The sequence below is a fragment of the Adhaeribacter sp. genome, assembly GCF_057359045.1.
Genome location: NZ_JBMQUD010000121.1, coordinates 25,850 through 39,015, shown reverse-complemented (window position 1 = coordinate 39,015; position 13,166 = coordinate 25,850). Strand labels below are relative to the sequence as shown.

General features: G+C 44.1%; 12 protein-coding genes. 1 reads left to right on the top strand and 11 read right to left on the bottom strand.

Annotated features, from left to right (window positions below):
* On the top strand, positions 1 to 187 hold a 187-nt coding region (locus ACO1R6_RS18515; RefSeq protein WP_486266544.1), incomplete at its 5' end, for a YhcH/YjgK/YiaL family protein.
* Positions 188 to 388: 201 nt separating this feature from the next.
* On the opposite strand, the gene ACO1R6_RS18510 is transcribed toward ACO1R6_RS18515, so the two are convergent.
* The 11 genes from ACO1R6_RS18510 to ACO1R6_RS18460 form a co-directional block, all read right to left on the bottom strand.
* The gene (locus ACO1R6_RS18510) at positions 389 to 1,402 is read right to left on the bottom strand and encodes a sugar kinase (RefSeq protein ID WP_486266543.1); all 1,014 of its coding nucleotides are present in this window, start codon (positions 1,400 to 1,402) and stop codon (positions 389 to 391) included.
* Positions 1,403 to 1,499: 97 nt separating this feature from the next.
* A complete protein-coding gene (gene uxaC, locus ACO1R6_RS18505) occupies positions 1,500 to 2,939 on the bottom strand; it encodes a glucuronate isomerase (RefSeq protein ID WP_486266542.1) in 1,440 nt (479 codons plus the stop codon).
* Positions 2,940 to 2,986: 47 nt separating this feature from the next.
* Positions 2,987 to 4,639 carry a UxaA family hydrolase gene (locus tag ACO1R6_RS18500; RefSeq protein WP_486266541.1) on the bottom strand — a complete coding sequence of 551 codons (1,653 nt, stop codon included), beginning with the start codon at positions 4,637 to 4,639 and terminating at the stop codon, positions 2,987 to 2,989.
* A gap of 8 nt (positions 4,640 to 4,647) precedes the next feature.
* Positions 4,648 to 6,168 carry a tagaturonate reductase gene (locus tag ACO1R6_RS18495; protein ID WP_486266539.1) on the bottom strand — a complete coding sequence of 507 codons (1,521 nt, stop codon included), beginning with the start codon at positions 6,166 to 6,168 and terminating at the stop codon, positions 4,648 to 4,650.
* Positions 6,169 to 6,359: 191 nt separating this feature from the next.
* Complete coding sequence (locus ACO1R6_RS18490) at positions 6,360 to 8,294, bottom strand: DUF4350 domain-containing protein (protein WP_486266538.1); 1,935 nt, start codon at positions 8,292 to 8,294, stop codon at positions 6,360 to 6,362.
* Positions 8,295 to 8,489: 195 nt separating this feature from the next.
* Positions 8,490 to 9,320, bottom strand: coding sequence for a 5-dehydro-4-deoxy-D-glucuronate isomerase (gene kduI, locus ACO1R6_RS18485; protein ID WP_486266537.1), 831 nt, complete (start codon positions 9,318 to 9,320; stop codon positions 8,490 to 8,492).
* Positions 9,321 to 9,420: 100 nt separating this feature from the next.
* On the bottom strand, positions 9,421 to 10,191 hold the full coding sequence (locus tag ACO1R6_RS18480; protein WP_486266546.1) for an SDR family oxidoreductase: 771 nt from the start codon (positions 10,189 to 10,191) through the stop codon (positions 9,421 to 9,423).
* Between the two features lie 367 nt (positions 10,192 to 10,558).
* Positions 10,559 to 10,975, bottom strand: a complete 417-nt coding sequence (gene yiaA / locus ACO1R6_RS18475; protein WP_486266536.1) for an inner membrane protein YiaA — start codon at positions 10,973 to 10,975, stop codon at positions 10,559 to 10,561.
* 80 nt (positions 10,976 to 11,055) lie between these two features.
* The gene (locus ACO1R6_RS18470; RefSeq protein WP_486266535.1) at positions 11,056 to 11,619 is read right to left on the bottom strand and encodes a Crp/Fnr family transcriptional regulator; all 564 of its coding nucleotides are present in this window, start codon (positions 11,617 to 11,619) and stop codon (positions 11,056 to 11,058) included.
* Between the two features lie 535 nt (positions 11,620 to 12,154).
* On the bottom strand, positions 12,155 to 12,640 hold the full coding sequence (locus tag ACO1R6_RS18465; RefSeq protein WP_486266534.1) for a hypothetical protein: 486 nt from the start codon (positions 12,638 to 12,640) through the stop codon (positions 12,155 to 12,157).
* Between the two features lie 91 nt (positions 12,641 to 12,731).
* Complete coding sequence (locus ACO1R6_RS18460; RefSeq protein WP_486266533.1) at positions 12,732 to 13,139, bottom strand: hypothetical protein; 408 nt, start codon at positions 13,137 to 13,139, stop codon at positions 12,732 to 12,734.
* Positions 13,140 to 13,166: the final 27 nt, after the last annotated feature.

Below are 13,166 nucleotides of genomic sequence, written 5' to 3'. Positions count from 1 at the left end.
GAGCCAATGCCAATCGCCAAAAGACGACTACAACCCCGAAAAAGACGTAACTTTTTACAACGAGCAACCCGATACTTATTTTAAAATGCAAGCCGGTCAGTTTGCCATCTTTTACCCCGAAGATGTGCACGCGCCTTTAATTGGCGAGGGCCAGTTTAAGAAATTAGTGGTAAAAGTAAAATTATAGCTAGCCGGTGGAGCTAATGAAATAGTATAAGTGCAACAATACAGAATATTCGCAAGTGGCGCTTTAGCTATTGTTTTCGCTTGTTAATTTTCTGCTCGATATGTTATGCGTAGCGCTCTACGCATAACATATCGAGCAGAAAAATATTGAGTATAAACTTTTAAATTTTCCCTTTTTTACTTTCATCCTTCTACCTTATTTCTACTTCTTCTTTTCTCTGATTCGGGCCACCGTTAACTTGTCTTGCCCGGTAGCATCACCCATTTCCTGTAGTTTGCCAAAGGCGGCGGCGGTGGCAAAATCTAATAATTTCTGGGATGCATGGTGGTTATAAAAGCCATAAATTAAGCCGGCCATAAAGCAATCGCCGCTGCCCGAGCGGTCCACAGCTCCCTTTGTCCGGAATTCCGGCGAGACAAAAAACTGGTCTTTCCGGTACAAAGTGGTGTAATACAATAAATCTGACGCCGGATTATCGAACCGGAAGGTATTAGCCACTACCTGACACTGCGGAAATTTCTTTAATATTTCTTTAGAAGTGGCCTCGGCATGTTCCAGGTAAGCTTGTTTGCTATTCTTTTCGCTGATTTGTTCATCTAAATGGGTACCCAACATGGTATGGGCGCTCCAGATATTGCCCATAACCACATCGCAATATTTTACCAGTCCCGGCATTACATCAATGGGTTGCTGGCCGTATTGCCACAACCGCGACCGGTAATTTAAATCTACAGAAATGGTAATTTTTTTCCGGGAAGCAGCCTCCAAAGCCTCCAGGCAAACATCGGCTACGTTCTGGTTTAAAGCCGGACTAATAGCCGAAAAGTTAAACCAGGTAACATTTGTAAATATTTTATCCCAATCTAAAACGCCCCGCTTTAACTGCGAAAAAGAAGAATAATCGCGGTCGTAAACCACATTGCCTTTTAAATCAGATCCCGAATCTAAATAATATACCCCAATGCGGTTGCCGCCCATTACTACGGAGGTAGTATCTATGCCCCGCGATTCTAAATATTGCCTTACGTGGCGCGACATAAAATTATCCGGAAGCACCGTACTATATTTTACCGGCACCTCCCACCCCGCCAGCGCAGTAGCTACATTGGCCTCGGCGCCGCCTACATATAACTCCATGGGGTTCTCGGCAATATCTTCATCTCCTGCCGGCGATATACGCAGCAACAATTCGCCAAAGCTTAATACTTTTTTCATATACACTAATACTGGTTTGGGATAATGGAGTTGAAATAAAAATGCCTGCTTATAAAAACAGGCATTTATATATGGGTAAAAAAAGACTGAAAACGATTTATTTAAAATTGAAGTAGTTTTTAGCGTTGTTATAACAAATATCCTGCACCACTTTACCAATCCATTCAATATCGTTGGGCAACTCGCCGTTTTCTATATCATCGCCAAATAAATTACACAAAATTCGCCGGAAATACTCGTGGCGCGGGAACGACAGGAAGCTGCGCGAATCGGTGAGCATACCCACAAAGCGGCTGAGCAGCCCCATGTTAGAGAGGGTGTTCATTTGCTTAATCATGCCGTCTTTCTGATCCAGGAACCACCAACCGGAACCCCATTGAATTTTACCGGCAATAGAACCATCGTTAAAGTTACCAATCATGGTCGCCATCAATTCGTTGTCGGCGGGGTTCAGGTTGTAAATAATGGTTTTGGTTAACTGATTCTCGTTGTCGAGGCGGCGCAAAAACTTAGATAAGGCGCGGGCCTGGCTAAAATCACCAATAGAATCCCAACCGGTATCGGGGCCCAGTTCGCGTAAGCGGCGCGAATTGTTGTTGCGTAACGCTCCTAAATGGTACTGCTGCACCCAACCTTTTTCGTTGTCCCATAAAGCAAACTGAAACAACATCGCCGATTTAAACTTCAGGTTTTCTTCGGCGGAAAGCACCTGGCGGCTTCTGATTTTATCAAATATTGCGCGGATTTCGGCATCGGTATAATCTTCGGCGTACATTTCTTCCAGGCCATGATCCGATACTGAACAGCCATTCTGGGCAAAATAATCGTGGCGTTTTTTTAAGGCCGCTAAATAATCGTCGTAAGAGCTAATGGTTACATCGGCCACTTCTTCGAGTTTCTGAATATACGCATTCAGAGCTTCCAGATCGTCGGCGTTCATGGCTTTGTCGGGGCGGAAAGCCGGCAATACTTTTATTTCAAAGCCATCTTGTTTTATTTGCTGGTGATGCTCCAGGGAATCGAGCGGGTCGTCGGTGGTGCACACCGTAACCACGTTCATTTTGCGGAGCAGGTTACGCACCGAATATTCCGGGGTTTGCAGCTTAGCCGTACAGGCATCGTAAATTTCGCGGGCATTTTTCTCCGACAGCACCTCGTGCACATCAAAATACCGCTGCAGCTCTAAATGTGTCCAGTGGTAAAGTGGGTTACGCATGGTGTAAGGTACCGTGGCCGCCCATTTTTCAAATTTTTCAAAATCGCTCTTATCTCCGGTAGCATACGCCTCGTCGATGCCGTTGGTGCGCATGGCCCGCCATTTGTAATGGTCGCCGTATAACCATACCTGCGTTAAATTCTGGAACTGCATATCGCGGGCAATTTGCTCGGGCGGTAAATGATTGTGGTAATCAATTATCGGCATTTCCTTCGCAAACTCGTGGTAAAGTTGCTGGGCGGTGCGGGTATGCAACAAGAAGTTCTCGTCGAGAAATGGTTTAATGCTACTTTTTACTTTTTCCTGATTTTCTAAGAGCATGGGGGTATAGAGCTTGAGGTTCGTCTTCCGTTTAAATTCAATATTTTCTACAGCGAAACGCCGCGTTTCCAGGGAATAAAATCGTCTTGGCCGTGCCGTACAGCGCTTACTTCTATTTCGCCGCTGGCTACACCAATTACGTATTCCAGAATCCGCTCACCGGCTTCTTCTATGGTTTCTTCGCCTTCTATAATGGTACCGGTATTAATATCAATAATATCGCGCATGCGGTTAAACAAAGTAGTATTGCTCGCTATTTTTACTACCGGCGCAATCGGGTTGCCGGTAGGCGTACCCAAACCAGTGGTAAATAATACCACGTTGGCTCCGGAAGCCACCTCGGCAGTAGTAGATTCTACGTCGTTACCGGGCGTACAAAGTAAATTTAAACCGGGTTTGGTTACTTTTTCGGGATAATCCAAAACTTCTACCACCGGGCTGGTACCGCCTTTTTTTGCCGCACCCGCCGATTTAATGGCATCGGTAATTAAGCCGTCTTTAATATTTCCCGGTGAAGGATTCATATCGAAACCAGAACCAACCGCCAAAGCCCGCTGGTTGTAGGTGCGCATTAAAGCAGAGAACCGCTCGGCTTGGTCTATCTCCAGGCACCGGTCGCTCAGGTTTTGCTCTACGCCACACAATTCCGGAAATTCCGCCAAAATAACTGATCCGCCCAAAGCCACTAGTAAATCCGAAGTATAACCAATAGCCGGGTTAGCCGAAATACCAGAAAATCCATCGGAACCACCACACTCTAAGCCAATGCAAATTTTACTTAAAGGCGCCGGCTGGCGTTCGTTCTGGTTGGCCAATACCAAACCGGCAAAAGTTTGTTTTATAGCCAACGCTAGTAAATCGGCTTCGGTGCCTACTTTTTGTTGCTCCAAAATATACAAAGGTTTATCGAAATTCGGAATCCGTTTCCGGATTTCGTCTTCCAGTACATTTACTTGGGCATTCTGGCAACCCAAACTCAAAACAGTAGCGCCCGCCACATTCGGGTGGGTAATATAACCGGCCAGCAAACCGCATAAAGCCATGGCATCCTGGCGGGTGCCCCCGCAACCACCTTCGTGGGTCAGGAACTTAATACCGTCTACGTTCGGGAACAGTCTTTCCGATTTTTCAACTTTTTCTTCAACGTAAATTTCGGCTTGCAGCAAAGCATCCACACTGCTGCCGGCTTTATACATATCAATCAGTTTTTTTGCCTGGTTCTGGTAAGCCCGTTTACGACCGTAACCCAGAGGTGCCACCAACGATTCCTGCAAAACTTCCAGGTTGCGGTTTTCGCAAAATACCATGGGTACTACTAACCAATAGTTGGCGGTACCTACGCTTCCATCGGTCCGGTGAAAGCCATCGAAAGTACGGCCTTCAAATTTAGCCACGTTGGGAATATTCCAGTTGGTGTGGCGTTCGCCGGTAATAAATTCGCTCGCAGCATGTTTAATATTCGCCGTGGTTAAAACATTGCCCGGGTATAAATCGGTTTGGGCTTTGCCCACCAAAACGCCGTACATAATAACCTCGCCGCCCTGCGGTATAAGCGAAGCCGCAAATTTATGTTTGGCTTTTACATTGTCCAGGAGTTCATAATTCTGGCCGTTATAATTTACCACTTCCCCTTTATACAAGTCGGTAAGGGCAACCAGCACATTATCGTTCGGGTGAACTTTTAAAACTATTTGTTTCATTTTTATACTTAGGCAGATACCTGCTTTTTCTCTAAATTTTTCAGGGCATTAAGCATACCCTGTTCGATAATAATGTTTAATTGTTTTTGTACCGCCTCGGTAAAGCCTGGTAAAGCCGCTAAATCGGCACCCCATAAACTTTGGTTCGCATACACTTCGGCAACCAAAGCGTCGGCAGCATTATTTTGCCACAGTTGGTAAAAATAGCTGGCCTGGTCGTCGTTAATAAAGTAACGCTCACCGTTTAACTGGCCATAATATTTGCTGTTTTCTTCTTCGGTGGCTTTCATGAATAATAAATGCGCCGCAAAGCCAAAAGCAATTTTCTCGGGTGCTTCTTGTGCGGTTTCGTAATGTTTAAGTAAAACCGGGACCACCCGCATTTTAAGTTTAGCAGTATAGCTTAAGGTAATGCTCAGCCACTGGTGCTCCAGATGCGGATTCCGGAACCGATCGAGAACTTTCCGCGAAAAAGCAGCCGCTTCGGCCGGATCTACCGGGTACGGAATAGCCGGCGCAATATCTTCCTGCATTAAACCCGAGATAAAATCTGCCATTGTGGGATTGTCCATTGCGTGCTTTACGGTATCAAAACCAGCCAGATAAGCAACACCGCAACTTACCGTATGCGTTCCATTGAGTAAGCGTAACTTTAGTTCGCGGTAAACATCAATATCCGGGGTAATAATTACCCCCGCGTCGGCATCGGCAAAAGACAATACTTTTTTCACCCGCTCATCTCCTTCTATGGCCCACAACCGGTAAACTTCCGACATGGTTAGTAACTCATCGTGATAACCCAGTTCTGCTTCTAACCGGGCCAGCGTTTCGGCATCGGGTTTACCTGGCACTATCCTATCGACGAGGGTATTGCAAAAAATATTGCTCTCGTTTAGCCATTGCATAAAGTCATCTTCTAACTGGTGCTGTTGGGCGAGTTCCTGCACAATACCTTTTAGTTTGTCGCCGTTACCCGGAATAAGCTCCGTTGGAACAATTACCAAACCTTTACTTTTATCGCCGTTAAAAGCCCGGAAACGTTCTACCAAAATGGCCAGCAATTTTCCGGGAAAAGATACCGGGGGCTGCAGTAAAATATTGTCTTCAATAAGCTGAATACCCACTTCGGTGGTATTGGAAAGTATAATTTCCAATTGCGGACTGGCCGCTACTTCCAGAATGGCATCCCAATGGGTGGAGGCGGTAAGTACCCGGCTGATAGCGCCACTAATTATATTTTCTTCTACTTTTTGCCCGTCTTCAATGCCGCGCACACAAATGGTATACAGGCTGTCCTGATCGTCAAATTCGGCGGTGCCGCCCCTGGCGGTAGATTTTATAACCACTACCCGGCCGTTAAACAAACCTTGTTGATTGGCTTTGTTTATAAAATAATCGGGCAAACCCCGCAGCAATACGCCGGTGCCAAACTGCAATACTTTTTCGGGTAGCGCCAGCATGTGGGGAGTTGGTTTTACCAGGGGCGCTTGGGCATTAATATTATCTAAATTTGCTTTATTCAGAATCATGGAGCAATATTTTATAAACAGATTTTACAGACATTAAACCTGGTACTAACCAAGCCTGCCGGATACATGGGTTCAAACTTTTATTTATAGAAAGCGCTAGCGGTATTAAATATAAAAGAATAAATAATCTAATCACTTCTATGGCGATCAGGCTACGTTCTATTTATTCCCGAATAATTCTTTTCCATTCATTACTTACTTTTTTTACTAACCTGCTGCAGTAACCAGGCGATTAAATCGTTGCCGGCCTCAAAATTCTGGTACTCGGCGGGTAGTTTACGACCATCGGTGTATTCGTTGTACAGCCAAGGATCGCCGACGGCAAAAACGGTGCCTTTACCTACTTTAGCGGTAGCCATTATTACATCGTCTTTGTGTTCTAAACTAGCCTTGGCAGGTGCCTGCAGGTTTAAGGTACTAATTTCTTTCAGGTACAATTGCTTGCCATTTTTAAATATTGGGTGATTACCCGACACCGTAATTTTGCCCATATCGTACTGATTGCCGGTAACCGGATTCTTTAGTTCTTTTTTAAATTCCATACCAAACTGTTTGGCCAGGGTGTTAAATTTATCCAGCTCGGCATTATTCGGGTCGTTGGCCATAAGCAACAGCACGCCGCCATTTTTAACCCAGTTGGTAATGGCGGTAACGTGCGCTGGTTCTACATAATTGGGTTTAGCCGTTTCTTTTTCGGTATCCGGATCGACGATGATATAAACCTGGGCATTTTTAAGGTTAGCGGCAGTAGGGGCTGCTTTTAACTCCTGGGTTTTAGCGCCCATGTACCGGGCATTTTCGCCGAGCAGCGAAAAACCGTTGTTATCCATTTCTTCCCACTTGTAATGGAACGGAATGGTTTGTCCGGCGGCATTTTTGATAAACTCGTTGTTAAAATAACCATCCAGCAAAATGGTTTTGCCTTTACCTACCTGCGGTATTTGGCGCAAATCCATTTCGTTGGCCGCAAGTAAAAAGGCTCCAACTCCTTTGGGGTCGTTGGTTACTACTTTTTCGCTGAGGTAATATTCGTACGAGCCGTCGCGGTACGGATTACCGCCTAAGCCGGCCACGCTAACGGTGCCCTCTAAATTGGTCAGGCCTTTTTCATCGGTTTTAATAAATTCTTTCAGCAAGCCAGCGTAGCCTCTTTGGGCTACTGCTTCGTACTTGGCGGGTAAATAACCCAAACGTACCCCCTTGGCCAAAGCATACACAAACATACTGGAAGCCGAGGCCTCTAAGTAATTGCCTTTGCCGGTAGGTTTATCCAGAATCTGGTACCAAACCCCACTTTTTTTATCCTGCACCGATTCTACTGCGGCGGCAAACCGGTTTAAAATAGATAATAAGGTAGCGCGTTTGGGGTGTTTCTCCGGAAAATTTTCCAGCACATCTACCAGTCCCATGCCGTACCAACCCATGGCCCGACCCCAGAAGTGCGGCGACAAACCTGAAGTTTTATCGGCCCATTTTTGTTCTTTCGACTCGTCCCAGCCGTGGTACAATAAACCCGTTTTGGGATCGCGGGCATGGTTTTCCAGGTACATAAACTGGTTCGAAATATCGTCGAAAGCGGCTGGCTCGTTAAAAGTAGCGGCGTACTCGGTGTAGAAAGGTTGGCCCATATACAAGCCATCGAGCCACATTTGATTCGGATAAATTTTCTTGTGCCAGAAACCGCCTTCTTTGGTGCGCGGGTGCGTTTTTAACTGATCGCGCAACAAAGTTGCCGCCTTGTAATATTTCTCCTGACCGGTTACTTTGTAAAGCGTTAATAAAATACGACCGTTTTTTACGTGGTCGATGTTGTACTCGGTTGGTTTATAACCCCGGATGGAACCATCTTTGCGCACAAAATGGTCCATGCTTTTTTGAATAAACTTAAAGTAGCGGCCATCGGCGGTTCGTTTCCAGAGGTTGGTCATTCCTTCCAGTACTACCCCCTCGTCGTAAGCCCATTTTACGGGTTTGCCGGGCTGCATTACCAAAGAGTCTTTCCAGATAACCATAACTGTTTCGGCCATTTTCTGGGCCGGGGTAAGCGATTTCTTCTGGGCCGAAGCGCTCGTAAAGCCTAATCCCAGCCAGGCTATTAGAAAAAAGAAAAAGATATTTTTATTCATGTTGGTGGTAAAATATTAAGATAGCAAGACCAGAAAATTAGAAACTACTGTAAAATTTTATTTATAAAAGTCTAGCTATGTTTTTCCAGCACTTTATTAAATACTATTTTATAAAGGTTTATTTACTAATTTACTTTTTCTAATTACTAAAAGTAATTTTAATAGGAAAAGTGCCCGAACTTGCCTGAATTTTTATTAACGCAAATCTGTAATTTTTACCGCATCCATATCGCTGTAATCCTGGTTTTCGCCGCCCATGCCCCAGATAAAAGAATAATTACGGGTACCGCAACCGGCGTGTATAGACCACGGCGGCGAAATAATGGCCTGGTGATTATGTAGCAACAGGTGGCGGGTTTCCTGGGGCTCGCCCATTAAATGAACCACCGCCTGGTCTTCGCTCACATCAAAGTAAAAGTAAGCTTCCATGCGGCGGTCGTGGGTGTGTGCCGGCATGGTATTCCAGACACTGCCTACATTTAAAGTGGTTAAGCCCATTACCAACTGGCTGCTCCGGATGCCGTCTTTGTGAATATATTTGTAAATGGTGCGCTCGTTAGAAGTTTCGAGCGAGCCAATGGTATTGGGCAGGGCTCCTTCTTTTTTCAGGAGCGTGGTGGGGTATTTCTGGTGCGACGGTGCCGATAAGATGTAAAATACCGCCGGTTGTTCGGCACTAACCGATTTAAAATTAACCGCTTGGCTGCCCCGCCCCAGGTACAAACAATCTAATTTAGAAAGCGCGTAGGTTTCGCCATCTACTTCAATTTCGCCGTTACCTCCTACATTTATAACACCCATTTCGCGTCTTTCTAAAAAATATTCGGCTTTTAAAATACCATAATTCTCCAGGCTAAGGGATGCGCCGGTAGGTACGGCGCCGCCAATAATAATACGGTCGTAGTGACTATAAGTAAAATTTATCTGACCGGGCTGCATCAGATCGGTAATAACAAAATTCTCCCGCAGTTCAGCGGTATTCATTTGTTTTACTTCTTTGGGGCTGTTATGATATCGTTGTTGCATTATTTGTATGCTGCGTTTTAAGTTAAAAGGAGTATTTCTTTAATAAAGCTAAAACGGGTTTACCTGATATATAATTACCAGGTAAACCCGGAAATAAATATTACCGCCCCATCCAGCCGCCATCTACGGTTAAGATAGTGCCATTTACATAATCAGAAGCTTGGGAGGCCAGAAAAATGGTGGCTCCGGCAAAATCCTCGGGGGTGCCCCAGCGGCCGGCGGGTATGCGGCTTAGGATAGCGTTACTCCGGTCCGGGTCGTTGCGCAAAGCTTCGGTGTTGTCGGTAGCAATGTAGCCTGGCGCAATGGCATTTACGTTTACGCCCTGGCTGGCCCACTCGTTCGACAAAGCTTTTACCAAACTGCCAATGGCCCCTTTGCTGGCCGCATAACCCGGTACATGAATACCACCCTGAAATGTAAGCAACGAAGCCGTAAATATTATTTTACCGGAACCCTGCCGAATCATTTGCCGGCCTACTTCGCGCGCAATCAGAAAAGGGGCATCTAAGTTTACCGCCATTACTTTATCCCAAAGTTCATCGTCGTGTTCGGCAGCCGGCTTTCTTAAAATGGTACCAGCATTATTTACCAGAATATCAATCTTCGGATTATCGGACAGTACTCTTTTTAGAAATGCCTCTACGGCTTGCCGGTTACTTAAATCGCAGGTATATGCCTTAAAACTCCGGCCCAGGGCTGTTACTTCTTTTTCTACATCGCTGCCAGTAGCCGGCATGGTAGCCGAAACGCCAATAATATCGGCTCCGGCCTGGGCCAGCGCCAAAGCCATACCTTTACCAATGCCTTTGTTGCAGCCCGTAACCAGGGCAACTTTCCCGTGCAGGTTAAATAGATTTTCTATACTCATGGTGGCAAGCGCCTGTTTAGCGCCTTCAGGTTTATATAACATTCGGTAAAATGCCCGTTCGAGCGGGTATAATTAACAAGTGTACACAGATTTTATTCCGGATAAAACTATGCCGGAGTATTTTTTTGCGCAATCGTTACCGGGAACGATTTCGAAAGAAGAAAAAGGTAAATAAAACCGGCAAGGCCTAATTGGCCGAAACGGCTTTGCTCTAAGCTTAAAAGATGATAACCCGCTTTCAGGGCTGTGCCTATACGGGAGAATACATCTTTTCTACCCGCTTTAGAATTGCTATAATCCGGATAAAACTAACATCCAGTAATTTCTCATTTTAATGGTTTGATAATACTCTGCCAACAGGTTATTGCTATACCTCAACATCATTTTTAACAGGCCTTGCCTTTTCTAAAGTGTCTCGGGTGTTTTTCTGAACCGCAATTGCAGCAAAAAGGCTTAGTATAAATGACATGGCATAAAAACCTTTTTCACTAAGGAGCAAATCGGCATTCCAAAGCCCCACGGTTAGCAACCCTACCGCCAGTATGGTAGAGAACCAACTAAGGCTGTAATAAATATTGGTAACCGGAATACCATCCAGTTGGTCGCGTACACTTTTTTGGAGAGAGATAGCCGAGAACAGACCATACATAAGGATGGTAAAATAATAACCTTTTTCGTTCAGTAACATTTTGGCATTCCAAAGCCCGATGATGTAGGCAGTAACACCCGTAAGTAAAGTAGCCCAAGAGGCGGCAATAAATGCATTTGATGGTTTCTGATTCATTTTTTCTTTTGTTAAGTAATGAATCAAAGGTATACTGGCCCCTATTTATTTCTTTTGACAATTGTCAAAAAAGGTAAAACTTAGACCTGGCTTCTTATCCTGCTGAGCGTTTCCTGACTAATGCCCAGGTAAGATGCAATTTGTCCGAGAGAAATTCTTTGCAAAATATGGGGTGAAGTTTCAATTAGCAGTTCATACCGCTCCCGGGCCGTTTTAAATTGCATGGCCATCAACCGCTCTTCCAGCCTGATATAGTACTGCTCATTTATAATCCGGACAAGGCGCTCCAGGTCATTGTATAAATTAAACAACTGGTTTAAAGCTTCATAACTAATACTCCACAAGGTGGCGTCTTCCAGAATTTGAATGTTTTCTATACTGGGCTTGCGGGAAATAAAGCTATAAAAAGAAGTAATGAAACTATTTTCGAAGCCAAACCAATAGGTAATTTCCTTTCCATCCAAATTATAATAACCACGCAAACAACCTTTGTCAAGAAAGTACAAATTATTACACACCGTTCCTGCTTGTAATAAAAAAGAATTTCTGGGAATATCTACCTGCATCAATGCTTTGGAGAGGGCTTCCCGCGCTCCGGAAGAAATAGGATGGTATTGCGTAATGCAATTAAACAAGGCATTCATTTAAAACGCATTTACTTTAGGTACTATTTAAAATCTCTTTGCTAAAAAACAGAACGCTTCTTAATAATAAAGCCAAAAGGTAAAATATTGGCGTAGGAGCAGTTTATAGGCTCTTTTCCTGTTATACCGCCTTGCATCCTGCTGGGACTAATTTAACACTTTCTCTGATATTACTTATACCAAAGGTGCATATCGCACAACCCAGGGAAGATAAATGTAAAAGAAAACAAAACCAAATCTTTCGCCAGGTGCAAGGCCAAAGCATTTTGCAAACAGAAAAATTACTAACGGGGCATTAATAAGCCACTAAGGTTATACTGCTGGCGGCTACGGCTTATACCTGCGCCAACGGCTGCGCTTCACACCTAAAATCAGGCAAACCGCCGTAGTGGCCATTGCCAGACCTGCACCAGCTCAACTTTTTAAGCTACCCACCAGTAGCGGATATATCTTACCATTACTTCTGAAAATTTAACAAGGCTAGGTTAATCGCCTCGAGTTGTGCAACAGCTACCGTTGTTGGTGGTAGTTATTTTTAAAACTGCTCTGAATAGTATCCATTAATTCCAATTCCTACTGTGTCAAAATAATTACCGTCCTTACCAATTTCTTCTATATCACCTTCTTCTATATCTTCTGATATGTATTCGCGCCAAAAGGACAGTTCAAAGTCAGGAAATATGTAAGAATATAGATTTTCAGCATCTTTATCTGAAAATGATTTTCCTGTTTTTTCGTTAACCTTTTCAACTACCTTATCTGCTACTTCCCCAAATACATCTATATCCCAAAGTTTAACTTGATATTGGTCGGTGTATGGCTTGCTTACCTCAAGATATTCTATTTTAAGATTTTTGTCGTAGCTGACTTTTAGAGTGTCATTAAAATAATAATCGGTGAATATTCCATTACTATTAAAAAATGAATTTGGTATCCCGAACCTTTTTCTAATGGTTTCCCGTGTTTCACCTAATTGAAAGTCAGCGATTCTTTCTAATGGAATGATTTCAACTTTAATCATTTGAATGTTTTAATTACCACCAACGGTTAGGCTAAACGACGGGCGAGGCCGTCGGCCGAGACTGACGTTTAGGTGTTGTTGTAGCAAGTTTTTATTTTTTAAAATCTACGACATATTCCTTTACTGATTCTGGAAGCTTTGGGTGAATTAACAGCGTATTGTAAATTTCCTCTACTTTTCTTCCTGCTATTTCTTTTTGACCAGTGTTTGCGATTCTCCTAACCATCGCTACTCCCAAAAGGGAAGGCTGTCTAAGTAAAGAATCGATTAACTCCTGTTCGTAGTCATTGAGGTGTTCAAGTCCATGTACTATTGACCATAAAACTCCTGCTCCATCTTCTTCTGGAAAGCGCTCTAGAACATTTAATAAGGTGGGTATTCCGTTTTCTGGATTGTTACTTTCCAGTAGTTCCCCAATTAGGTCGTCCAATTCCAACCAGTTATCGTGAATTGGTCCAAAAGAATTGATGTCGGTTAAAATGGCTTCTATTTCTCTCATATAAATTTGCTACAACGGCTTGTGTAA